Origin of the sequence: Acidocella sp., assembly GCF_013044125.1 — a bacterium.
Classification (GTDB): Bacteria; Pseudomonadota; Alphaproteobacteria; order Acetobacterales; family Acetobacteraceae; genus Acidocella.
On record NZ_JABEVC010000190.1, the window covers coordinates 15,673 to 36,233 of the forward strand.

Sequence of the window (20,561 nt, forward strand, 5' to 3'; positions counted from 1 at the left end):
TGGTGGGGTTTATGCGCCGCCTGCGTCGAAATCCGCCTGCGCCGCGGGACAATGCCGGCGTTTTACCTGCGGCGGCATTTGGCACGGTGTTTGCTCTTTCAGTTTTGCGAGCCGGAGACGACAGAGCGCCGGCGGCGCTGGATCAGCCAGGAAAGAGACCGTGTGATGCATATAGCCGTGTGTATGAAGCAGGTGCCCGACAGCGGACAAATCCGCGTGCATCCGGTGACCAACACCATCATGCGCCAGGGCGTGCCGACCATCATCAACCCATATGATTTGTTCGCGCTCGAAGAGGCCCTGCGCCTTCGCGACAAGTTTGGTGGCGAGGTGACGGTGCTGACCATGGGGCCGCCAATGGCCGAGGACTCGCTGCGTAAGACGCTCACTTTCGGCGCCGACCGCGCCGTGCTGCTGACCGACCGCTTCTTCGCCGGCTCCGACACTTTGGCGACAAGCTTTGCGCTCGCGGCCGCGCTGGAGAAGATTGCCCGGGAATTCGGCGAGATGCCGGTCATCTTCACCGGCAAGCAGACCATCGATGGCGACACCGCCCAGGTCGGCCCCGGCATCGCCAAGCGGCTGAACCTGAACCAGCTCACCTATGTGTCGCGCATCAATGAGCTGGATACGGCGGCAGGGACCATCACCGTGGAGCGCCGCGCCGAGGGTGGCGTGCAGCTGCTCTCCACTAAAATGCCGGTGCTCATCACCATGCTGGAGGGCACCAACGAAATCCGCCGCGGCTCCCTGGCCGACGCCTATCGTGCTGTTTCCGCGAAAATCGTTACCTGGAGCGCAGTAGATGCTGGCATCACGGATATTACCAAATGCGGTCTGCGCGGCTCGCCGACCATCGTGAAGAAGGTGTTCGCCCCCCAGGCCCACGCCGAAAAAGCAACGATGTTGCCCGTGGAGGATGGCTATGACGCCGCCGCCGCCCTGATGAACGAGATTTTCAAGCGCCAGCCAGCCCTGGAGGCGGACCTCATGCGGTTTGCCTCTGGCCAGTAAAGGAGAACGGTCATGTCCGAATCCAGCCGCGCCAGCACAAGGAAGGAGCTGCCCGAGCATTTCAAGGCCTACAAGCATGTCTGGGTCGCCATCGAATTAGAGCATGGCATTGTCCATCCGGTGTCGTTCGAGCTGCTGGGTGAAGGCCGCAAGCTGGCCGATAAGCGCGGCGCTGAACTGGCCGGTGTGGTGCTGGGTGGCGACGCCGCCAGCGTGGCGGAGGCCGCGCAATCCTGCTTTGAATATGGTGCGGACCTTGTGTACACCATCATCGATCCGGTGCTCACGCATTACCGCAATGAACCCTATACCAAGGGGCTCACCGATCTGGTGAATACCCATAAGCCGGAAATCCTGCTGCTGGGGGCCACCAATCTGGGCCGCGACCTCGCCGGTTCGGTGGCCACCACCCTCAAAACGGGCCTTACCGCCGACTGTACGGAGCTGGCGATTGACGAAGAAGGCTCGCTGGCGGCCACCCGCCCCACCTTTGGCGGCTCGCTGCTGTGCACGATCATGACATTGAACTTCCGGCCGCAGATGGCGACGGTGCGCCCGCGCGTGCTGGTCATGCCGCCGCACCAGGAAGGGCGCAGCGGGCGGATCATCGCAAGGGAGTTGGGGATGAGCGAGGATGATATTATTACCAAGGTAATAACATTCATCGCTGACCGCGACTCCAACAAGGCCCAGCTAACCTATGCTGACATTGTCGTGGCGGGCGGGCTTGGTCTGCGCTCGGTGGATAATTTCCAACTCGTGAAAACCCTGGCCGAAGTGCTGGGTGCCGAATATGGCGGCTCGCGCCCGCTGGTGCAGAAAGGCTGGATCACCACTGACCGGCAGATCGGCCAGACAGGCAAGACCATCCGCCCGAAACTCTACATCGCGGCGGGTATCTCGGGGGCCATTCAGCACCGCGTGGGCGTTGAGGGGGCCGACATGATCATCGCCATCAATACCGATCCCAAGGCACAGATTTTTGAATTCGCGCATCTGGGGATTGTGGCGGATGCCGTCGAGTTCCTCCCTAAACTCACCGAGGCGTTCCGTTCGTATTTATCCGTCAACCGCCTGGCTGGCTGAGGAGCAGAGCAATGATCGAGGACAAATTTGACGCGATCGTGGTGGGGGCGGGCGCATCCGGCAATGCCTGCGCCTATACCATGGCCAAACTGGGGCTGAAGGTTTTGCAGCTTGAGCGTGGCGAGTATCCGGGTTCCAAGAACGTGCAGGGCGCCATTCTCTACGCCGACGCGCTGGAGAAGATCATCCCCGATTTCCGCGACGACGCCCCGCTGGAGCGCCATATCATCGAGCAGCGGCAGTGGACGATGACCGAGACCTCGCATGTCGGGATGCATTACCGCGACGACAGCTTCAACGAGGAACGGCCCAACCGCTACACCATCGTGCGCGCGCAGTTCGACAAATGGTTCAGCCGCAAAGTGCGTGACGCCGGCGTGACCCTGCTGTGCGAAACCACGGTAACGGAGTTGCTGCGTGACGGCCAGGGCAAGGTGATTGGCGTGCGCACCGACCGTGCCGATGGCTTGGCCTATGCCAATGTCGTCGTGCTGGCCGAGGGCGTGAACGGCCTGGTGGGCGAGCGCTCGGGCCTGCGCCCGGTGGTAACGCCCGAGAGCGTGGCGCTGGCGGTAAAGGAGATGCATTTTCTTCCCCGCGAGGTCATCGACGAGCGCTTCAACCTGAAGGGCAATGAGGGCGTGGTCATCGAGGCGATGGGCACCATCACCAACGGCATGACCGGCACGGCCTTTCTCTATACCAATGGCGAGTCCATCTCTGTGGGTATTGGCTGCATCGTCTCCGATTTCGAGGGCACTGGCCAGACGCCTTACGGGTTGCTGGAAGCCTTCAAGAACCATCCCAGCATCAAGCCGTTGCTGGCAGGCTCGGAATGCAAGGAATACGCCGCCCATCTCATCCCCGAAGGCGGTTACAATTCCATTCCGCAGCTCTATGGCGATGGCTGGGTCGTGGTGGGTGATGCCGGACAGTTCGTCAACGCCGTGCACCGCGAAGGCTCGAACCTGGCCATGACGACCGGGCGCATTGCCGGTGAAACGATTTCCTGGCTGAAAACACGGCGCGATCCGGCCACGGCCGCGAACCTGACCGAATACCAGCGCCGCCTGGAGACCAGCTTCGTCATGAAGGACTTGAAGAAATACAAGAACATCCCCGACTTCCTGCACAAGAGCGGCGCGCATGTGTTCACCCTCTACCCGCGCCTCATCGCGCAGGCGGCACAGACCTGGTTCCGCGTCGACGGCAAGGATAAGAGGGCCAAGGAGGTCGAAATTTTCAACAGCTTCCGCAAGGGCCGGTCGCTGCCGGGCCTTCTGGGGGACGCATTCAAACTAGCGAGGGCGTGGCGATGACTGCTGTGAGCAATGCCGGGGACGCTGGTCCCAAAGTTGAAGAAAAACTGTTTCAGAACCGTTACCTGGTGGATGCCGGGCGGCCGCATATTAAGGTGATCCCGGGGGCGGAGCCATCGGCGGCTTTGCGTTCGCTGGTCACCACCTGCCCGGCCGGGTGTTACAGCACCAACGATAGGGGGCAGGTCGAGATTGTCGCCGATGGCTGCATGGAATGCGGCACCTGCCGTGTCGTTACGGCCAAGACCGGCGAGATCGAGTGGCAGTATCCGCGCGGGGGCTATGGCATCCTCTATAAGTTTGGCTGAGAGTGTGGCGATCATGATCTGGCCGATGACCAGTCCGGCGCTGGCCGGTCTACTGGAAGACGACATTCGCTTCGGCGATCTCACCACGCGCGCGCTGGGCATTGGCGCCGCACCAGGGCGCATCAGCTTTGCCGCGCGCGGGGCCTTGCGGTTGTGCGGTGTGGAGGAAGCGGCGCAGATGCTGGCCGGATTGGGGGCGGAGATCACCTTCAGTGCCGTGAGCGGGGTTGACGTCGCGGCGAGCGAGCTTGTGCTGGCTGCCACAGGTCCGGCCTGCGGTCTGCATGCGGGCTGGAAGATGGCCCAGCTCGTCATGGAATTCGCCTCCGGCGTGGCGACCGAGGCAGCGGCAATTGTCGAGGCAGCAGCCGGCATCCCCGTAATGGTGACGCGCAAGTCAACGCCGTTCACGCGGGCCCTGTCGCTCAAGGCGGCATTGGCAGGTGGCACGGAAATCCACAGGCTGGGGCTGCATGATACAATCATGATCTTCCCTGAGCACCTGGTGTTCTTCGCCGGCGGCCTGGCGGAGGCGGTAGCCACGGCGCGCCGCCATGCGCCCGAGCGCGCGGTGATGGTGGAGGTGACGGATCAGGCCAGCGTACGCGAAGCGGCGCTGGCGGGGGCCGATGTCATCCAGTTAGAAAAATTTTCTCCCGAGGCGGCGGCTGAGGCGGTGCGCGCGGTCACGCGCCGCGCCGATGGCCGCCCCTTCATCGCCACGGCGGGGGGCGTGAACGCGCAAAATGCGGCGGCTTATGCGGCAGCAGGCGTGGACACGATGGTCACTTCCGCGCCCTTTTCAGCGAAACCACTTGATATCAGTGTAAAAATGGAAATGGCTGCACGTGGATAGGATTAAAACATTCCCGCCGGGGCAAGAAAATCTTGAGTTTTTAGCAAGGTTCTGCGAGGTTCGAACCAGGAGCGCCACAGTGACAGAAGTGTTTTTGCGGCCGCAGCTTGGGGGAAGCGACCTGACGTAAGGGGGTTGCTATGCAGATAGGCGAAAAAACAAAACGAATAGCTGCCGCAGACAGCGGCGTATCGGCCCCCGGCAATACAGGCGGGGCGGCCGCTATACCGGGTAGCCTGGGCCATTACTCAACCCGTGCCGAAATTGCCCTGCACGGCGTGTACGAGGTTTCCAAGGTGTTGGCCTCGCCCGCACGGCTGGAGACGACGCTTTCCAACGTGCTCGGCGTGCTTTCCAGTTTCATGGACATGCATCACGGCATCATCGCGCTGCTGAATGCTGATGGCTTGCCCGACATCGCGGTCGGCTCCGGCTGGAGCGAGGAAAACGCCAAGCATCATTTCAGCCGTCTGCCGGAACGGGCCGTCGGACAGATCGTGACCACAAAAATGCCCGTGGTGATCGAGAATATCAAGCAGAGCTCGCTTTTCGCGGGCTGGTGGGAGGTGGAATGGGGCCATAGCGAGGCGCTGGTCTCATTCATAGGCGTGCCAATAAAGGTCCGCGACAAGGTAATCGGCACCATCACGCTGGACCGCGTATGGGACCGCCACGCCACCTTCGGCATGGACCAGGATGTGCGCTTCCTCGCCATGATCGCCAACCTGGTCGGCCAGACCATCCGCCTGTACGATGTGGTGGGGCGCGACCGCGAGCGCCTGATGACCGAGCAGCGGCGTTTGGAAAAGGAACTCTCGGTCGTCGCCAAGGGTGAGCGTGCCGCTGTCCCGTCCGACATTATTGGCGAAAGCCAGGCCATACGCGCCGTCATCGAGAAAATCGGCGTTGTGGCGCGGAGCCATTCCACGGTGCTGCTGCGCGGCGAGTCGGGCACCGGCAAGGAGCTGTTCGCGCGCGCCACCCATGATCTCTCCCCGCGCCATGCCGGGCCGTTCATCAAAGTGAACTGTGCCGCACTGCCCGAATCGATGCTGGAATCCGAGCTGTTCGGCCATGAGAAGGGGGCGTTTACCGGTGCCATCGCGCAGCGCAAGGGCCGCTTCGAGCTGGCCGATGGCGGCACGCTGTTCCTCGACGAGATCGGCGAAATCTCCCCCGCCTTCCAGGCCAAGCTGCTGCGTGTGCTGCAGGAGGGCGAGTTCGAGCGTGTCGGCGGCATGAAGACCATCAAGATCAATGTCCGTCTTGTCACCGCTACCAACAAAAATTTGGAAGAGGCTGTGGCCAAGGGGGAGTTCCGCGCCGACCTCTATTACCGTATCAATGTCGTCTCGATTTTGCTGCCGCCGCTGCGGTCGCGCAGCGAGGATATTGCCCCGCTGGCGCGCGAATTCCTACGGCGCTTTAACACGGAGCACGGCACCGAGCTCAGCCTGGGGCCGCAGGCAACTAGGCTGCTGAAGGAATGCGGCTTTCCTGGCAATGTCCGCGAGCTGGAAAATTGCGTTCGGCGCACCGCAACATTAGCCCGGCACCAGGAGCTTGTGGCGGATGATTTTGCCTGCCGGCATGATGAATGCCTTTCCGCCACGCTGTGGCGCGGCGCCGTTGTGGCGGAGCTGTTCAACATCCTTCCGCCCGAGAATAAGCGGATGACGCCGCCGCCCGCCGGCCCCGCCGGGCCGGAGCCAGTGATTGATCCGACCCATTGCCCTCAGGTGGAAGCGTGCCGCTCGCTCAATAGCGAACCGCAGATGGAACGCGAGCAGCTGGTCCAGGCCATGGAGGCCACAGGCTGGGTACAGGCCAAGGCGGCGCGTTTGCTAAAGCTGACCCCGCGGCAGATCGGTTACGCGCTGCGCAAGCACAACATACCCATCAAGCGGTTCTGATCTTTCGCCATCGTCACTTGTGGCGATGATGCGTGTTCGATACCATGCGGACACAGGCTTGGCGCCTTTCCGTCAAGCCTTGTTGTATTATAGCTACTTCGGCAAACAGAGGTGAATCATGAAGCTGAGTGCACGCAATATCATTCCGGGCAAAATCGTTAGCATCACCAAGGGCGCGACCACCTCTCACATCAAAATTGAGATCGCCCCCGGGCAGATGGTCACCTCCTCCATTACCAATGAATCGGTTGAGGATCTCGCCCTTGCCATTGGTGATGAAGTGAGCGCGATCATCAAATCCTCTGACGTGATCATCGGCAAGTAAGCCGTCACGCCTCGGCACGCTGGAGTGCAGGACGGTAAAGTCTGCCCCAGCGCATCATACCCTCCCACCATCGCCCCGCCACATCATTGCGGCACAGCGGCATGGCGTCATAGCCGCCGCTGAAGTCCTGCCGATCGGGGAGATTTTTCCGCGGCACGGCGGTCAGTACGGGTTGTGCCACTCAGCACGGCATAGGAAATTTCGGCGCGCATGCCGTGTCCCTGCGCTTCCTGACTGCTGAATTTATCATGTATGTCTCCTGTGTCGGCTTTACGACAAGATGCGCCCGACAAGCGTCCCGCGCGGAGAATCCCCAGCAACTGGCGTGCCACTGTCCTGTAATGCCCGGCGGCGTCGCAAAACCGACGGTGTTTGTCGCGGCGCCGCCATTTTTGTAGCCCGGCGGCGGGCTTCAGGAATGGCACGCGGTTTGCTGATAGCCGGGTAGAACATGTCTTACCGGAAGGAGTCCGACAATGGCCTACAAGATTATCGCCTCGCAATGCACCGGCTGCTCGGCCTGCGAGTTTGAATGTCCCAATACCGCCATTTCGATGAAGGGCGACACTTTCATCATCAACCCCAAAAAATGCACCGAGTGCAAGGATCATTTTGATTCGCCTAAATGCGCCGAGGTCTGCCCCGTCGATAATACCTGCGTGCCGGCGTGAAGGTGATGATCCGGCGTTCGCTGGACACCGGGCTGTGCATCTATGTGCCCAAAAAGGATCTTGAGGAGCCCATCGTCGAGGTGGAGCGCGAGAGTCTGTGGGGTGGCTGGGTGCGTGTGGCCAATGGCTGGGTGCTCGACCTGCCGGACATGCCAGCAGATACGCGCCTGCCCATTACCGTAAATGCGCGCAAGCGCGGCGAGGAGGAATAAAATGAGTGCAGCGCTTGATACATTTGCCAAAGCGCGCACCGCATTGCGCACTATCGCGGAATTGCTGAAAACCGGCAGCGCCGTGCCCTATCTGGGGCCAGCCGTGGCGCAAGGCGCCCCCGGCCGGCGCACACCTGAAGCGCTGGCCGCGTTCCTTGGCACCAAAGTGGCGTTGCCGCGCCGGGCGAAAGGAAATGTCTGGGCGGCAGCGCAGCACATTGAGAGCTATAAGCACCGCAATACGGTGACAGCACTGATGAACGAGGCCTTCGCAGCCCCGGTGCCGCCGGCGCCGCTGCACAGCGCGCTGGCGCAGCTTAACCTGCCCCTGATTGTGGAAAGCTGGTATGACGACGCCATGCGTTCAGCCCTGGCAGGGCTGGATAATTGGGGCGAGGTCCAGGGCATCACGCGCGCTGGCATCGGCGAAGATCGTTGGTTCCGCTTTTATAATGCCGCGGGTGAGGCGACCTGCGCGACGCAGGCCGCAGAGTGGACGACGCTGCTTTACCGCCCGCATGGCGGTGTCACGCCCGCGCGTAACTATCTCATTTCCGATGCCGATTATGTCGAGGTGCTGACCGAGATCGACATCCAGACCCCGATCCCCGAGGAGGTGAGGCACCGCCGCGCCGGGCGCAGCTTTCTGTTTCTCGGCTGCCGCTTCCACGACCAGATGCTGCGCTCCTACGCGCGCCAGATTATGAAGCGCAGCACCGCCACGCATTACGCGCTGCTGCCGGAGGGCGAGATCACGCGCAACGAAAGCCGCTTCCTGACCGAACAAGGCATTATCCCCGTGACGCTGCCATTCAACGATGCCATTTCGGAACTTTTGTCCTGTCTGTGACGTCGTGTTCTTGACACCGTTCCATGTCTGAAAGACCGCAGATCGTTGGAAAATCAAGGCATGTTCGTTGGCACGCGGTTTGCAAGGTTTGTTGCGGGACGTGTATCCACGGTCGCCGGAGCAGAAATGCCCGGCGGCAACCAACAGCAAGGAGCCGACATGGTTGAGATGATCGCGCAGACTTCCAGCCCTAACATTGATGCAGTGATACAACAGGTGGCCGGGCATAAGGGATGTGGCACCACCGCCAATTCCGGCAAGGCGAGTTGCGGCTCCGCCGCCGGGCAAGGCGATCTGCCCGCCGCGATTTGGGAAAAGGTGAAGAACCACCCTTGCTATTCCGAGGAGGCGCATCACCATTTCGCGCGCATGCATGTTGCTGTGGCGCCGGCCTGCAATATCCAGTGCAATTACTGCAACCGCAAATATGATTGCGCCAACGAATCCCGCCCTGGCGTCGTCAGCGAGAAACTGACGCCCGCGCAGGCCGCGAAGAAAGTCGTCGCCGTGGCCTCGGTGATTCCGCAGATGACCGTGCTGGGCATCGCCGGCCCGGGCGACCCGCTGGCCAACCCGGCCAAAACCTTCGAGACTTTCGGGCTGGTGGCTCAGGGCGCGCCGGATATCAAATTATGCCTCTCCACCAACGGCCTGATGCTTCCCGAATACGTGGACCGCATCGCGCAGTACAACATCGGCCACGTCACCATCACCATCAACATGGTGGATCCCGAAATCGGCGCGAGAATTTATCCATGGATTTTCTACAATCACAAGCGCTACACGGGTGTTGAGGCTGCGCGCATCCTCACAGATCATCAGCTCCGCGGGCTGGAGATGCTCACCGCGCGCGGCATTCTGTGCAAGGTCAACTCGGTGATGATCCCGGGCATCAACGACAAGCATCTTATCGAGGTCAACAAGGCGGTAAAATCGCGTGGCGCCTTCCTGCACAACATCATGCCGCTCATCTCCGCGCCGGAACACGGCACTGTATTCGGCCTGAACGGCCAGCGCGGCCCGAGCGCGCAGGAGCTGAAGGCTCTGCAAGATGACTGTCAGGGCGAGATGAACATGATGCGCCATTGCCGCCAGTGCCGCGCTGATGCGGTAGGGCTGCTGGGCGAGGATCGCTCGGCCGAATTCACCACCGACAAGATCATGGCGATGGACGTGACTTACGATCTCGACGCCCGCCGCGTCTATCAGGAGGCTGTCGAGGAGGAGCGCCAGGCGAAGTCCGCCGCCAAGCATGAGGAGCTGTCCAAGCTCGCCGGCGAGGAGAGCGATATTTCCCTGCTCGTCGCCGTGGCCACCAAGGGTTCCGGGCTCATCAACGAACATTTTGGCCATGCCAAGGAGTTCCAGATTTACGAGCTCTCCACCTCGGGCGCCAAATTTGCCGGGCATCGCCGCGTCGATATGTATTGTCAGGGCGGTTATGGCGAAGAGGATACACTGGATACGGTGATCCACGCCATTAACGATTGCCATGCCGTATTTGTCGCTAAAATAGGCGGCTGCCCAAAGGCGGACCTCACCGCTGCGGGGATCGAGGCGGTGGATGGCTACGCGCATGAGTTCATCGAGAAATCCGCGCTCGTCTGGTTCAAGAAGTATCTGGCGAAAGTGGCGAGCGGCGGGATCAAGCATGTCAACCGTGGCGATGCGCAGATCCGCCAGGGCGCGCTCATCTCCGCCGCATAGGAAGGGACAAAGATATGGCCTACAAAATTGTCGCCTCACAATGCACTGGCTGTTCGGCCTGCGAGGCGGAATGTCCCAATGCCGCGATCAGGGAGAAGGGCGGCACCTTCATCATCGACCCGAAGAAATGCACGGAATGCATCGGCTATTTCGAGACCGCGCAATGCGTCGCGGTCTGCCCGGTGGACGATACCTGCGTCATCGACAATTCCTACCCGCGTTATCAGCCGAAGGCGTAACATCATGAATCTGACCATCACGCCAAAGGCGCAGAAATTCATCCGCTTCAGGCTCCTGGCCGATGGCGGGCCAGGGGCAGGGTTCAGCCGGGCAGTTACACCGGGTGGCTGCTCGGGGCTGAACGCCGAGATCGCGGTGTGGGCCGCTCCCGCCGAGGGCGAGGCCGGGCTCGAGCTTGCCGGAATTACGATGTTCCTCAATGCCGAGAGCCCCATGCTGCAGGATGGCGCCACGCTTCTTCCTGTTCTCGCTCAAAGTCTATGCCTATCTGCGCATGCGTGTGGGCGATTTGGCCGATGGCTGCCTGGCCTTGGAGAAACTTCTAGAACTCGACCTCTTGGATAAGATCGGCGCACAGGTGCTGCTGGATGTCCTGGCACGGGCGGAGGAGGCCGAGGATGACTGATATCGACCAAGCCCTCGACTGGCGCAGCAATGCCGTGGACTGCACCACATGCCCGCAGCACGGCCAGGCCAGATGCGGCCTGCTGCGCGCCTGCGTGCAGGACCGTTACGCCAGGCGCATCGACCGCTTTTTCGACTGGAATCCGGCGCTGGCCAATTTCTATCTGGACCATCCGCATTTCGAAGTGCGTGCCATCGCGGCCAAGCATGCCGACATCTTCCGCTTGCCGCCGCTGCTGGAGGCTGAGGATGAAACCGTGCGCTGGAACGCGGCGCGGCGTCTGCCCGAGAGGCATTGCCTGAAGCTGCGCAACGACCCGCACCGCGAAGTGCGCATCCGCGTGGCGACACGGCTGGAGGGCGCGGATCTGGCGCCCATGCTCTGGGATCCTGATTATTACGTGCGCCTGGTGGCCGCGTGGCGCGTGCCGCCGGCGCTGTTGCTCAGTCTTATCCAAGACCCCGAAGCCGAGGTCAGGCGGGTTGCTGCGTCGCGTCTGCCGGTGGAGCATCTCCTGCTGCTGGCTGCCGACCCCGATGAGCTGGTGCGCCGCGAAGTGGCGCAGCGTTTGCCGGCCGACCTGCTGGTCCAGTTGCGCGCCGATGCAAGCTGGCGCGTGCGGCTGGAAGTGGCGCAACGTGGTCCGCGCGCCGCAGCTGCCGAACTGGCCGGCGATCCCGACCCGCTAGTGGCCGAGACCGCACAACAACGGATGCTGGCGGCGGTGTCATGACCAACATTGTGCGCGACAGCGACGAGGTTGAACTCTCCAGCCCGCCTGCCTTCAATTATGGAGAGAAGGTCCGCTCGCGCCGCGTCATCCGCAATGACGGCACGTATCCCGGCAAGGAGATCGGGGAGCAATTGGTAAAGAAGGGCGAAGAAGGTTTCGTTGTCAGCATCGGGACATTCCTGCAGCAATTCTACATTTACGGTGTCGAATTCACGACCTCGGGGCATCGCGTCGGCATGAAGCGGCGTGAACTGGAACCCGTCCGCCCCATTAGCGATGACGACGACATCCCCTTGCCCGGAAGGAACCGCACATGATCGAACCGCGCGTACCCAAATATGGCTGGGGCCAGCCTGTGCTGGCCGCAGAAGATCTTTTCAACGATGGCAGCTTTCCCGGTGCCGAGGCAGGAGCAAAGCTGGTCGAGGTGAGCGAGCGTGGCGAGATTGTGAATGTCGGCACCCATGTGGATGCCAACCTCCCGATCTATCTGGTAGAATTTTCCGGCAACCGCGTGGTGGGCTGCCTGGAAGAGGAAATCTCCCCGGTTTAGCCATGGCGCCGCATCCCAACGAATTTGACCAGCACCGCATCGAGCGCGCATTGGCGCGGCGCGTGCGCTACCGCTATGTGGCGCCGCGTGTGGTGGCGGAAGCGGGTGGCTACAAGGTGGAAAGCCCATGCTGCTCACGCAATGTCGATACCGAGGGAGACGTCATCGACATCGCTCTGATCCAATATGATGCAGCCGAGCGCCTATGGTGCCTGTCGCGCAAGAACCACAAAGCGGGTGAATGGCTGCTCGTGAATGTGTTCGGCACGCTGCACGAATTGTTGGCGGTGCTGACCGAGGATGCCAGTCGGAAATTTTGGCAGTGAACTTGCATTGTCAGGTTTGAGACTTCGCTCGAAAGGGACAACCGTATGGCCGTGAGCGCCGATGACCTTGCCGCGATTGATCGCGCGCTGGCGAACGCCGCTGGTGTGGCGGAGACCCTGACGAAGCTGCGCGAAGCCTTTCCGTATCTGCGCTGGCTCTCCTGCGATGCCGACGACGTGACGGAGGAGCCGTTCCGCAGCTACGCGCAGGCGGATTTGCATTTCCTCGACTGCTCGAATCATTGCGTGCATGTGGTGGCGGATGCCGCCCAGGCCAGCGGCGTGCTGCTGGCGCAGCGGAGGGGCGCTTGAGCACTCTGCTCTCGGACCCCGGCATCTCGCCCCTGGAATTCGCCGCCGTGGCGCAGGCATTGTGCGCGCCGAATATATCCGCCGCGCCAGAGGTGAGCGAGATGCACTGGATGTTCTATCTCGTGCATCTGGGCACGCGCTTCTCGCGCTCCAGCCGCGATGTCATTGCCGCCGGTCTGCATGGCGCCGGCGTTGAGGTGCTGGCCTATTCCTCGCCGCTGCATCTACAGCGCCCGTATTTAGATGCCGGCTACCGGCGCAGCGATTTTCTGGTGACGGAAAAAATCGCCAACCGCGCCATCACACTCCCCTTCCACGCCCACCTCACCGCCGGCGAGATCGAGTTCATTGTAGAGACGCTCAAAGACGTCTCGATCAATATCGGCGCCGGCACCGCCATCGATTGAATCCTAACCTGAAACGAAAGGAAATTGTCATGTCCACGCTTACCATCATGCCGTCCGGCAAGAGCGCTGAAGTCGCCGCCGGCACCACCTTGCTCGCCGCCATCCTCGCGGCTGACGAAACGATCACCCATAAATGCGAAGGCAAGGCCGCCTGCGGCACCTGCCATATCTATGTGCAGGAGGGCCGCAAGGGCGTGTCCCGCATCGCCCGCGAGGAAAACGAGCGCCTGGATACGATCGTCGGCATCGGCTCGAAATCCCGCCTCGCCTGTCAGGCCACCTTTCTGGGTACGGAAGACGTGAAGATTGAGCTGCTGGGCTTCGGCTCGGGACTGTGAACGACGCGGCCTTGTCAGAAACCCGACAAGGGTTGTTGTCATTTTGGCCATGGTTTTCGTGAATCACGAATATGGCGATATGCCTGGGTAGCGCCCTCTGGCCAGGCCGGTATCAAGGATAAGGTGAGTATTTGGCCTTAAAGGAGACTGAAATGAAGACGACAGGATTTCCGCTCAACTGCCGTGCCCTTGGTTTCGCCGCCGCCGCTCTGGCGCTGCTGACCGTTCTTCCCGCTCCCGCCCGTGCGGCCTCCACTTCCATTGCGGTCGCCGCCAATTTTACTGTACCCGCAAAGCGCCTGGCGGCCGCTTTTGCGCAGAAGACCGGCGACAATGTGGTGCTGAGCTTTGGCTCCTCAGGCCAGTTCGTCACCGAGATCACGCAAGGCGCACCCTATGAGGTGTTTCTCTCCGCCGATGCCGTGCGCCCGGAAAAGCTGGCTGCTATTGGCCTTGCCAGTAAATCCAGCCTGTTCACCTATGCAGTTGGCAAGCTGGTCCTCTACAGCGCCAAGCCCGGCTATGTGGATGCAGCCGGCAAGGTGCTCGCCAGCGGCAAATTCGCGCATATCGCCATAGCCGACCCTAAAGCAGCACCCTATGGCGCCGCCGGCATCGAGGCGCTTAAGGCACTCGGTCTCTATGATACCGTGATGTCGAAAATCGTCACGGGCAAGAGCATAGCCCAGACCTATGAGTTCATTGCCACCGGCAATGCCGAGCTGGGCTTTGTCGCGCTCTCGCAGGTCATCAATGCCAAAGGCGGCTCGCAATGGCTGGTGCCCGCCGCTGATTACCAGCCGATCGTCCAGGACGCGGTGCTGCTGAAAGCCGGTGATAATGATCCGGTGGCCAAGGCCTTCCTCGCCTATATCAAGAGCCCCGAGGCGCTGGCCGTGATCCGTTCCTACGGCTACGCCACCAAGCCATAACCATGGGAGCGGCAGCCGTCCTCACGCTGGAGCTGGCGAGTCTCACGACGCTGGTTCTGCTCATGCTCGGCGTGCCGCTGGCTTGGGGCCTGGCTTATGCCAAAGGCTGGTGGGCGGAGGTGGTTGGCGCCGTGGTTTCGTTGCCGCTGGTGTTGCCGCCCACTGTGTTGGGTTTCTATCTGCTTATCCTGCTTGGCCCCAATGGGCCGTTCGCCCCGTTACTTAGCCATTTTGGCCTGACCACTTTGGCCTTCTCATTTCCAGGGCTGGTCATCGGTTCCTGCGTGTATTCCCTGCCCTTCATGGTGCAGCCTGTCCGCGGCGCCTTTGCCGCGCTGGGTCAGGGCGCCTGGGAAGCCGCTCTCACCTTGCGCGCCACCCCGCTTGACGCCTTTTTTTCGGTGACACTGCCGCTGGCACGCGGCGGCATCGCCACCGGCGCGCTGCTGGCTTTCGCCCATACGTTGGGCGAGTTCGGCGTGGTGACGATGATCGGCGGCGATATTCCCGGCAAAACCGATGTCCTCTCCATCGTCATCTTCGACGACGTGGAGAATCTCGACTGGAACCAAGCCGGGCGGATTTCCGCGGTTCTGGCACTATTCTCCTTCCTGGTCATTTTGGCCACGCTGCGGCTTGGGCACCGCACGGAGCGGACATGAGCCGCATCATCGCCAGTTTCCAAGGTTCATTCGGGGGTTTCAGGCTCGACGCCGGCTTTGACATTCCGGCCGGCGGAAGAACTGGTCTGTTCGGCCCGTCGGGCTGCGGCAAGAGCACAGTGCTGCGCTGCATGGCCGGGCTTGTCCGCCTGCAAGGCGGGAACCTGCGCGTTGGCGGGGAGGTATGGCAGGAAGACGGGTATTTCCTGCCGCCCTACAAGCGGGCCGTGGGCTATGTGTTTCAAGATGCGCGGTTGTTTACGCATCTCTCCGTGCGCGATAATCTTCGTTTTGGGCTGCGCCGTGCGGGGGGCGGGCGTATCGCCGAAGCGGATGTGGTGGAGTTTCTCGGTCTGGCGCCGCTGCTGGGGCGGTATCCGGCGGCGCTCTCGGGCGGCGAGCGCCAACGCGTGGCAATCGGCCGCACCCTGCTGGCGCAACCGCGGTTGCTGCTGATGGACGAGCCGCTGGCGGCGCTGGACCGTGAGAGCGCCGAACAGATTCTGCCCCGTCTGCGTGAAGTTTCGGCGCGGTTTGGTGTGCCGGTGCTCTATGTCTCGCACCAGATGGATGAAATTGAACGCATCGCCCAGCATTTGCTGCTCATGCGCGCCGGGCGCGTCATGGCTGCGGGGGCATTAACCGATTTGCTGACGGACCTCTCACTCCCCTTTGCCGCGCGTGACGGTGCGGCCACGGTGCTGGAACTGACCGTAAGCGCCTATGACGAAACCTATGGCCTGACACTCGCCGGCGCGCCCCCGCTCTGTCTTACCGTGCCAGGGTGGTTGGGGGCCGTGGGGGCGGTAATTCGTCTGCGGGTGCGGGCCAGCGATGTCAGCCTGCTGCGGAGACCCGCGTCAAGCAGCGTCCTCAATTTGCTTCCCACGCGCATTCTGGCGGCGGATATTCAAACCGGGCCGCATGTGCTGGTGGTGCTGGGGGTGGGCGAAGCCCGGCTGCTGGCGCGCATCACTCGCAAATCCTGGGACCAGATGGGGCTTGCCTTGGGGCAGGAGATTTTTGCGCAAGTGAAGGCAGAGGCTTTGGCCGGGGCGTAATAGAATGGAGAAGATCATGACGGAACAGACCCTTTTTATGCGCCTGGGCGGGGCGGAAGCCGTCGTCCGGCTCGTGGACGAATTTTATAATAACATGGAGCAACGCCCGGAATTCGCAGCCACGCGCGCACTGCATGCGCCATATCTCGCCGCCACGCGCGACGTGCTGAAGCTTTACCTGATGGAATGGACCGGCGGCCCGGCCAGCTACTCGTCCGCCAAGGGCCATCCGCGTTTGCGCCGCCGCCATATGCATATCCGCATCGGTGCGGCTGAGCGCGACGACTGGATGAACTGCATGAGTGCCGCCCTGACTTCGGCCGTGGCCAACGCCGAGGCGCGCGCCGAGATCACCGAGAATTTCGCCAATCTGGCGGATTGGATGCGCAACCAAGCCGGCAACCCGCATGATGCCGGGCAGAGTTTTGCCGGCACGGGCGTGCATGAACCCGCGCCCGCCGATTGCATGCACGTCGCAAATTCGACTGTCGAGAACCCGACAAAGAGCGGCTGCACGCCCAGCGAAGCCTAACCAAGCGCCGCCCCGGCACTGGCACGGCGCTTGCAGTAACACCTTCCAGAGCGGATGGAGAGAGTAACGGGAATGAGCGCACATCTCGAAACCATCGGCGAAATCGCAAGTGGCAGCGGCGATAGATACAAATACGGTTTCGTAACAGATATAGAATCGGACACCGCGCCGCCGGGTCTGAGCGAAGACACGGTGCGCTTCATCTCGGCCAAGAAACAGGAGCCGAAATGGCTGCTGGAGTGGCGGCTGAAAGCCTATCGCCGCTGGCAGAATATGAAGCAGCCCGATTGGGGCAAACTCAACATTGCGCCCATCGACTACCAGGGCGCGACCTATTACTCCGCACCCAAAACCGCCGAGGGACCAAAATCGCTCGACGAGGTCGATCCTGAAATTTTAAAAGTTTATGAAAAACTCGGCATCCCCTTGGGTGAGCGCGCGGCCCTGGCCGGCGTCGCGGTGGATGCGGTGTTCGACTCCGTCTCCGTCGCGACCACCTTCAGGAGTACGCTGGCGGCGCAGGGCATCATCTTCTGCTCTTTCGGCGAGGCGGTGCGCGAGCATCCCGAACTGGTACAAAAATATCTCGGCACCGTGGTGCCGCGGGGCGATAACTTCTTCTCCACCCTGAATTCCGCAGTGTTTTCGGATGGCTCCTTCGCCTACATCCCGCCCGGCGTGCGGTGCCCGATGGAGCTTTCCACCTATTTCCGCATTAACCAGGCAAAATCTGGCCAGTTCGAGCGCACGCTGCTTATCGCCGATGAAGGCGCTTATGTGTCGTATCTCGAGGGCTGCACCGCTCCGCGCCGCGATGAGAACCAGCTGCATGCCGCCGTGGTTGAGCTGGTCGCTCTGGCGGGCGCCGAAATCAAATACTCCACAGTGCAGAACTGGTATCCGGGCGATGCCAACGGTGCCGGCGGCATCTACAATTTTGTTACCAAGCGCGGCATCTGCCGGGGCGATGGCTCCAAAATCTCCTGGACGCAAGTGGAAACCGGATCGGCCATAACCTGGAAATATCCCAGCTGCATTCTCGAGGGCGATAATTCCGTCGGTGAATTCTACTCCGTGGCGGTGACTGCCAACCATCAGCAGGCCGACACCGGCACCAAGATGATCCATCTCGGCCGCAACTCAAAGAGCACCATCATCTCCAAAGGCATTTCCGCCGGGCACGGACAGAACACCTATCGCGGCGCGGTCAAAATCATGCCCGGCGCCGATGGCGCGCGCAACTACACGCAATGTGACTCCCTGCTCATCGGCAAGACCTGCGGCGCGCATGCCATCCCCTATATCGACACACGAAGCCCCAGCGCGCGCGTGGAACATGAAGCCACAGCCTCAACAATTTCAGACGAACAGCTTTTCTACTGTCTGCAGCGAGGTCTCACGCCAGAGGAATCCGTCTCCATCATCGTCAACGGCTTCTGCAAGGAAGTTTTGAAAGAGTTGCCGATGGAATTCGCCGTGGAGGCACAGAAACTGCTGGTCGTGAGCCTGGAAGGCAGCGTCGGATGAACCGTTTTGCACAAGGAGTCACGCCATGACCAAGCTGCTCGAAGTTGAGAACCTGCACGCGCGCATTGCCGGCGGGCGCGACATTCTCAAGGGAATTTCGCTCAGCGTGGGGGCGGGCGAGGTTCATGCCATCATGGGCCCCAATGGCGCGGGCAAATCCACCCTCTCGGCGGTGCTCGCCGCCAAGCCGGGCTATGATGTCACGGCGGGCAGCATAAGCTACGGCGGCGCGGATATCGCCGATATGGCCGCCGATGAGCGCGCCCGCAAAGGCATCTTCCTGGCCTTCCAATATCCGGTGGAAATTCCGGGCGTGAACAACACCTATTTCCTGCGCGCGTCAGTGAACGCCATCCGGCGCGAGCGGGGCGAACCGGATCTCGATGCCTCGCAATTCCTCAAGCTCGTAAAAAAAAAGATGTCGCTGCTCGACATCAAGGACGATCTGCTCAAACGCGCCGTCAATGTCGGGTTTTCCGGCGGCGAGAAAAAGCGCAACGAGATTTTCCAGATGGCGATGCTGGAACCCAAGCTAGCCATTCTTGACGAAACCGATAGCGGGCTGGACATTGACGCCCTGCGTGCCGTCTCCGATGGCGTGAACAAATTACGAGACCCAAACCGGGCGATCGTGATGATCACGCATTATCAGCGTCTGCTGGATTATATCGAGCCTGATTTTGTGCATGTGCTGGCCAATGGGCGCATCGTCGCCTCTGGCGATAAATCCTTCGCGCGTGAACTGGAGAAGACCGGCTACGCGCATCTGGAACGCGCGGCATGAGCGCGGCGGTATTGGCGGCCGAGCCGCTCTGGCTGACGGCGCGCCGTGCAGTTGCCATGGACCGTTTTGCAGCACGGGGCTTGCCCACGGCCAAGGACGAAGCCTGGCGCTTCACCAATCTGCACGCCCTCACTGCCCGCGCCCCCAGTGGCACGGCGCGCCTTACCTTAAGCGCCGCGCCGGAGGGCGTAACCTTTACCCGCCTTTCCACGCTGTTGGCGCAAGCGCCGGAGCGCCTGGAAGCGTTGCTGGCACTGCCCGAAGGCGCGGATGCCCTCTCGGCACTCAATCTGGCCATGTTTAGCGACGGCTATGTGCTCGAAGTGGCGCCAGGCCTGCATCTCGATGCGCCGCTGGAGGTCAGCCACGACAACCAGGGCCGCGCCGTACATATGCGCGCGCTGGTGCTACTGGGTGAGGGCGCTTCCGCCACGCTGGTGGAACGCGCCAATGGCTCGGGCTGGAGCAACAATGTTACCCACGCCGTGTTGGGGGCGGGGGCGCGGCTGCGCCACGCCAAGCTCCAGGCCCAGGCGGCCGATTCCGTGCATCTCTCCGCCATGACACTGACTTTGGGCGCGGGCGCGGATCATGAATCCGTCATTCTCGCTTTGGGCGCAGGCGTCTCGCGTGAGGCGGTGACAACGGCGCTGACCGGGGAAGGCGCCACCGCCTCGCTACGCGGCGCCTACCTGCTGGGGGGCAAGCAGCAGGCCAGCTTTGTGCCCGAATTGCTGCACCTCGCCCGCAACTGCACCAGCCGCCAACTGGTGAAAGGCGTGCTGGGCGGCACGGCGCATGGTGTGTTTTTGGGGCATATCGGCGTGCCGGAAGGGGGGGATGGCACCAATGCCGGCCAGACCAACCGTAACATCCTGCTCAGCCCCGGCGCGCGGGTGGATACGCGCCCGCGCCTGGAAATCCTGGCCGATGACGTGAAATGTAGCCACAGCGCCACGGTCGGCGCCCTCGATGAGACCGCCCTATTCTACCTACAATCGCGCGGCCTCGCCCCGCCTCAAGCGCGGCGGATGCTGATCGAGGCCTTCGCCGCCGATATCGTGGACGGGGCCGATCTCCCCGCGCCCCAGCGTGAATCGTTGCAGCAGGCCCTGTCCTTCTGGGCGGAGACGCTGGCATGACCACCTTGCGCCTGAATCCCGTGCGGCGGGTTTCAACCCCCAGGCGCTAAGGGACAAATTCCCCATCTTCGCGCGTCATCCGGCCCACCTGATCTGCGATCTTGTCAGCCAGGAGCTTGATCTTTCCGCGATCATGGGGGCCTACACCGAGATGAAGGGCTATCCGCCTTATCATCCGGCCACGATGGTGGCACTGCTCCTTTATGCCTATCGCAGCGGTGTTTATTCGTCGCCCCGGGGTAATCCCCCCGTTTTTAACCTATCCGATTCACACAATTCCGGCTGCTATTCGCGCGCCGTATTTGATTTCATGATAGCGCCGGAGACCGCGTGAGAGTGTGGCGG

General features: G+C 61.8%; 28 protein-coding genes and 1 pseudogene. 28 read left to right on the plus strand and 1 reads right to left on the minus strand.

Annotated elements, in window-relative coordinates; genetic code table 11:
* The first annotated feature begins 165 nt into the window (after positions 1 to 165).
* The 7 genes from HKL97_RS11580 to HKL97_RS11610 all read left to right on the plus strand — a co-directional run bounded on the left by HKL97_RS11580 (position 166) and on the right by HKL97_RS11610 (position 6,821).
* Positions 166 to 1,014: an electron transfer flavoprotein subunit beta/FixA family protein gene (locus tag HKL97_RS11580; protein WP_291425480.1), complete on the plus strand. Its 849-nt coding sequence runs from the start codon at positions 166 to 168 to the stop codon at positions 1,012 to 1,014.
* 12 nt (positions 1,015 to 1,026) lie between these two features.
* Positions 1,027 to 2,100: an electron transfer flavoprotein subunit alpha/FixB family protein gene (locus tag HKL97_RS11585; RefSeq protein WP_291425482.1), complete on the plus strand. Its 1,074-nt coding sequence runs from the start codon at positions 1,027 to 1,029 to the stop codon at positions 2,098 to 2,100.
* 11 nt (positions 2,101 to 2,111) lie between these two features.
* Entirely contained in the window at positions 2,112 to 3,419 is a 1,308-nt protein-coding gene (locus HKL97_RS11590; RefSeq protein WP_291425484.1) for an FAD-binding protein, read from the plus strand.
* The gene (locus HKL97_RS11595; RefSeq protein ID WP_291425486.1) at positions 3,416 to 3,727 is read left to right on the plus strand and encodes a ferredoxin family protein; all 312 of its coding nucleotides are present in this window, start codon (positions 3,416 to 3,418) and stop codon (positions 3,725 to 3,727) included. The genes HKL97_RS11590 and HKL97_RS11595 overlap by 4 nt, the downstream gene beginning before the upstream one ends.
* On the plus strand, positions 3,720 to 4,583 hold the full coding sequence (gene modD, locus HKL97_RS11600) for a ModD protein (RefSeq protein ID WP_291425488.1): 864 nt from the start codon (positions 3,720 to 3,722) through the stop codon (positions 4,581 to 4,583). The genes HKL97_RS11595 and modD overlap by 8 nt, the downstream gene beginning before the upstream one ends.
* Positions 4,584 to 4,723: 140 nt before the next feature.
* Positions 4,724 to 6,496 carry a nif-specific transcriptional activator NifA gene (gene nifA, locus HKL97_RS11605; RefSeq protein ID WP_291425490.1) on the plus strand — a complete coding sequence of 591 codons (1,773 nt, stop codon included), beginning with the start codon at positions 4,724 to 4,726 and terminating at the stop codon, positions 6,494 to 6,496.
* Between the two features lie 118 nt (positions 6,497 to 6,614).
* Positions 6,615 to 6,821 (plus strand): molybdopterin-binding protein, encoded by a 207-nt coding sequence (locus HKL97_RS11610; protein WP_291425492.1) that lies wholly within the window; start codon positions 6,615 to 6,617, stop codon positions 6,819 to 6,821.
* 4 nt (positions 6,822 to 6,825) lie between these two features.
* On the opposite strand, the gene HKL97_RS11615 is transcribed toward HKL97_RS11610, so the two are convergent.
* Entirely contained in the window at positions 6,826 to 7,002 is a 177-nt protein-coding gene (locus HKL97_RS11615) for a hypothetical protein (protein ID WP_291425494.1), read from the minus strand.
* Between the two features lie 295 nt (positions 7,003 to 7,297).
* Here HKL97_RS11615 and HKL97_RS11620 point away from each other — a divergent pair, with 295 nt between their 5' ends.
* The 21 genes and pseudogenes from HKL97_RS11620 to HKL97_RS11720 all read left to right on the plus strand — a co-directional run.
* Positions 7,298 to 7,492, plus strand: a complete 195-nt coding sequence (locus tag HKL97_RS11620; protein ID WP_291425496.1) for a 4Fe-4S dicluster domain-containing protein — start codon at positions 7,298 to 7,300, stop codon at positions 7,490 to 7,492.
* Positions 7,489 to 7,704: a putative nitrogen fixation protein NifT gene (gene nifT / locus HKL97_RS11625; RefSeq protein ID WP_291425498.1), complete on the plus strand. Its 216-nt coding sequence runs from the start codon at positions 7,489 to 7,491 to the stop codon at positions 7,702 to 7,704. Before HKL97_RS11620 ends, nifT begins: the two co-directional genes overlap by 4 nt.
* A gap of 1 nt (position 7,705) precedes the next feature.
* A complete protein-coding gene (locus HKL97_RS11630; RefSeq protein WP_291425500.1) occupies positions 7,706 to 8,554 on the plus strand; it encodes an SIR2 family protein in 849 nt (282 codons plus the stop codon).
* 159 nt (positions 8,555 to 8,713) lie between these two features.
* On the plus strand, positions 8,714 to 10,261 hold the full coding sequence (gene nifB, locus HKL97_RS11635) for a nitrogenase cofactor biosynthesis protein NifB (protein ID WP_408821075.1): 1,548 nt from the start codon (positions 8,714 to 8,716) through the stop codon (positions 10,259 to 10,261).
* Between the two features lie 14 nt (positions 10,262 to 10,275).
* Positions 10,276 to 10,500: a 4Fe-4S dicluster domain-containing protein gene (locus tag HKL97_RS11640; protein WP_291425502.1), complete on the plus strand. Its 225-nt coding sequence runs from the start codon at positions 10,276 to 10,278 to the stop codon at positions 10,498 to 10,500.
* Positions 10,501 to 10,724: 224 nt separating this feature from the next.
* On the plus strand, positions 10,725 to 10,907 hold the full coding sequence (locus tag HKL97_RS11645; RefSeq protein WP_291425504.1) for a hypothetical protein: 183 nt from the start codon (positions 10,725 to 10,727) through the stop codon (positions 10,905 to 10,907).
* Entirely contained in the window at positions 10,900 to 11,640 is a 741-nt protein-coding gene (locus HKL97_RS11650) for a 4Fe4S-binding leucine-rich repeat protein (protein WP_291425506.1), read from the plus strand. Before HKL97_RS11645 ends, HKL97_RS11650 begins: the two co-directional genes overlap by 8 nt.
* A complete protein-coding gene (locus HKL97_RS11655) occupies positions 11,637 to 11,957 on the plus strand; it encodes a nitrogen fixation protein NifZ (RefSeq protein WP_291425508.1) in 321 nt (106 codons plus the stop codon). The genes HKL97_RS11650 and HKL97_RS11655 overlap by 4 nt, the downstream gene beginning before the upstream one ends.
* A complete protein-coding gene (locus tag HKL97_RS11660) occupies positions 11,954 to 12,193 on the plus strand; it encodes a nitrogen fixation protein NifZ (RefSeq protein ID WP_291425510.1) in 240 nt (79 codons plus the stop codon). Before HKL97_RS11655 ends, HKL97_RS11660 begins: the two co-directional genes overlap by 4 nt.
* A 2-nt stretch (positions 12,194 to 12,195) precedes the next feature.
* Positions 12,196 to 12,519 carry a hypothetical protein gene (locus tag HKL97_RS11665; protein WP_291425512.1) on the plus strand — a complete coding sequence of 108 codons (324 nt, stop codon included), beginning with the start codon at positions 12,196 to 12,198 and terminating at the stop codon, positions 12,517 to 12,519.
* Between the two features lie 45 nt (positions 12,520 to 12,564).
* Positions 12,565 to 12,831 carry a hypothetical protein gene (locus HKL97_RS11670; protein WP_291425514.1) on the plus strand — a complete coding sequence of 89 codons (267 nt, stop codon included), beginning with the start codon at positions 12,565 to 12,567 and terminating at the stop codon, positions 12,829 to 12,831.
* Positions 12,828 to 13,238 (plus strand): DegT/DnrJ/EryC1/StrS family aminotransferase, encoded by a 411-nt coding sequence (locus HKL97_RS11675; protein ID WP_291425516.1) that lies wholly within the window; start codon positions 12,828 to 12,830, stop codon positions 13,236 to 13,238. Before HKL97_RS11670 ends, HKL97_RS11675 begins: the two co-directional genes overlap by 4 nt.
* Positions 13,239 to 13,267: 29 nt before the next feature.
* Complete coding sequence (locus HKL97_RS11680) at positions 13,268 to 13,576, plus strand: 2Fe-2S iron-sulfur cluster-binding protein (RefSeq protein WP_291425518.1); 309 nt, start codon at positions 13,268 to 13,270, stop codon at positions 13,574 to 13,576.
* Positions 13,577 to 13,728: 152 nt separating this feature from the next.
* Positions 13,729 to 14,508 (plus strand): molybdate ABC transporter substrate-binding protein, encoded by a 780-nt coding sequence (gene modA, locus HKL97_RS11685; RefSeq protein WP_291425520.1) that lies wholly within the window; start codon positions 13,729 to 13,731, stop codon positions 14,506 to 14,508.
* 2 nt (positions 14,509 to 14,510) lie between these two features.
* Complete coding sequence (gene modB, locus HKL97_RS11690) at positions 14,511 to 15,170, plus strand: molybdate ABC transporter permease subunit (protein WP_291425522.1); 660 nt, start codon at positions 14,511 to 14,513, stop codon at positions 15,168 to 15,170.
* Complete coding sequence (modC, locus tag HKL97_RS11695) at positions 15,167 to 16,231, plus strand: molybdenum ABC transporter ATP-binding protein (RefSeq protein WP_291425524.1); 1,065 nt, start codon at positions 15,167 to 15,169, stop codon at positions 16,229 to 16,231. The genes modB and modC overlap by 4 nt, the downstream gene beginning before the upstream one ends.
* Before the next feature lie 16 nt (positions 16,232 to 16,247).
* Positions 16,248 to 16,763: a group II truncated hemoglobin gene (locus tag HKL97_RS11700; protein WP_291425526.1), complete on the plus strand. Its 516-nt coding sequence runs from the start codon at positions 16,248 to 16,250 to the stop codon at positions 16,761 to 16,763.
* Between the two features lie 72 nt (positions 16,764 to 16,835).
* Positions 16,836 to 18,290, plus strand: a complete 1,455-nt coding sequence (gene sufB / locus HKL97_RS11705; protein WP_291425528.1) for a Fe-S cluster assembly protein SufB — start codon at positions 16,836 to 16,838, stop codon at positions 18,288 to 18,290.
* 34 nt (positions 18,291 to 18,324) lie between these two features.
* Positions 18,325 to 19,074, plus strand: coding sequence for a Fe-S cluster assembly ATPase SufC (gene sufC / locus HKL97_RS11710; RefSeq protein WP_291425537.1), 750 nt, complete (start codon positions 18,325 to 18,327; stop codon positions 19,072 to 19,074).
* Positions 19,071 to 20,216 carry a Fe-S cluster assembly protein SufD gene (gene sufD, locus HKL97_RS11715; protein WP_291425530.1) on the plus strand — a complete coding sequence of 382 codons (1,146 nt, stop codon included), beginning with the start codon at positions 19,071 to 19,073 and terminating at the stop codon, positions 20,214 to 20,216. The genes sufC and sufD overlap by 4 nt, the downstream gene beginning before the upstream one ends.
* A gap of 76 nt (positions 20,217 to 20,292) precedes the next feature.
* Positions 20,293 to 20,448, plus strand: a pseudogene (locus HKL97_RS11720) (IS5/IS1182 family transposase); the annotation flags it as partial.
* Positions 20,449 to 20,561: the final 113 nt, after the last annotated feature.

Excerpts from the sequence above, each read along its gene's own strand:
- HKL97_RS11655 (WP_291425508.1), top strand. The coding sequence starts at position 11,637 with ATGACCAACATTGTGCGCGACAGCGACGAGGTTGAACTCTCCAGCCCG.
- HKL97_RS11585 (WP_291425482.1), top strand. The coding sequence starts at position 1,027 with ATGTCCGAATCCAGCCGCGCCAGCACAAGGAAGGAGCTGCCCGAGCAT.
- HKL97_RS11660 (WP_291425510.1), top strand. The coding sequence starts at position 11,954 with ATGATCGAACCGCGCGTACCCAAATATGGCTGGGGCCAGCCTGTGCTG.
- HKL97_RS11640 (WP_291425502.1), top strand. The coding sequence starts at position 10,276 with ATGGCCTACAAAATTGTCGCCTCACAATGCACTGGCTGTTCGGCCTGC.
- modA (WP_291425520.1), top strand. The coding sequence starts at position 13,729 with ATGAAGACGACAGGATTTCCGCTCAACTGCCGTGCCCTTGGTTTCGCC.
- HKL97_RS11680 (WP_291425518.1), top strand. The coding sequence starts at position 13,268 with ATGTCCACGCTTACCATCATGCCGTCCGGCAAGAGCGCTGAAGTCGCC.
- HKL97_RS11670 (WP_291425514.1), top strand. The coding sequence starts at position 12,565 with ATGGCCGTGAGCGCCGATGACCTTGCCGCGATTGATCGCGCGCTGGCG.
- nifB (WP_408821075.1), top strand. The coding sequence starts at position 8,714 with ATGGTTGAGATGATCGCGCAGACTTCCAGCCCTAACATTGATGCAGTG.
- HKL97_RS11665 (WP_291425512.1), top strand. The coding sequence starts at position 12,196 with ATGGCGCCGCATCCCAACGAATTTGACCAGCACCGCATCGAGCGCGCA.
- HKL97_RS11590 (WP_291425484.1), top strand. The coding sequence starts at position 2,112 with ATGATCGAGGACAAATTTGACGCGATCGTGGTGGGGGCGGGCGCATCC.
- modB (WP_291425522.1), top strand. The coding sequence starts at position 14,511 with ATGGGAGCGGCAGCCGTCCTCACGCTGGAGCTGGCGAGTCTCACGACG.
- HKL97_RS11610 (WP_291425492.1), top strand. The coding sequence starts at position 6,615 with ATGAAGCTGAGTGCACGCAATATCATTCCGGGCAAAATCGTTAGCATC.
- sufD (WP_291425530.1), top strand. The coding sequence starts at position 19,071 with ATGAGCGCGGCGGTATTGGCGGCCGAGCCGCTCTGGCTGACGGCGCGC.
- HKL97_RS11650 (WP_291425506.1), top strand. The coding sequence starts at position 10,900 with ATGACTGATATCGACCAAGCCCTCGACTGGCGCAGCAATGCCGTGGAC.
- HKL97_RS11645 (WP_291425504.1), top strand. The coding sequence starts at position 10,725 with ATGGCGCCACGCTTCTTCCTGTTCTCGCTCAAAGTCTATGCCTATCTG.
- nifA (WP_291425490.1), top strand. The coding sequence starts at position 4,724 with ATGCAGATAGGCGAAAAAACAAAACGAATAGCTGCCGCAGACAGCGGC.
- HKL97_RS11620 (WP_291425496.1), top strand. The coding sequence starts at position 7,298 with ATGGCCTACAAGATTATCGCCTCGCAATGCACCGGCTGCTCGGCCTGC.
- HKL97_RS11595 (WP_291425486.1), top strand. The coding sequence starts at position 3,416 with ATGACTGCTGTGAGCAATGCCGGGGACGCTGGTCCCAAAGTTGAAGAA.
- HKL97_RS11630 (WP_291425500.1), top strand. The coding sequence starts at position 7,706 with ATGAGTGCAGCGCTTGATACATTTGCCAAAGCGCGCACCGCATTGCGC.
- HKL97_RS11580 (WP_291425480.1), top strand. The coding sequence starts at position 166 with ATGCATATAGCCGTGTGTATGAAGCAGGTGCCCGACAGCGGACAAATC.
- modC (WP_291425524.1), top strand. The coding sequence starts at position 15,167 with ATGAGCCGCATCATCGCCAGTTTCCAAGGTTCATTCGGGGGTTTCAGG.
- HKL97_RS11700 (WP_291425526.1), top strand. The coding sequence starts at position 16,248 with ATGACGGAACAGACCCTTTTTATGCGCCTGGGCGGGGCGGAAGCCGTC.
- sufB (WP_291425528.1), top strand. The coding sequence starts at position 16,836 with ATGAGCGCACATCTCGAAACCATCGGCGAAATCGCAAGTGGCAGCGGC.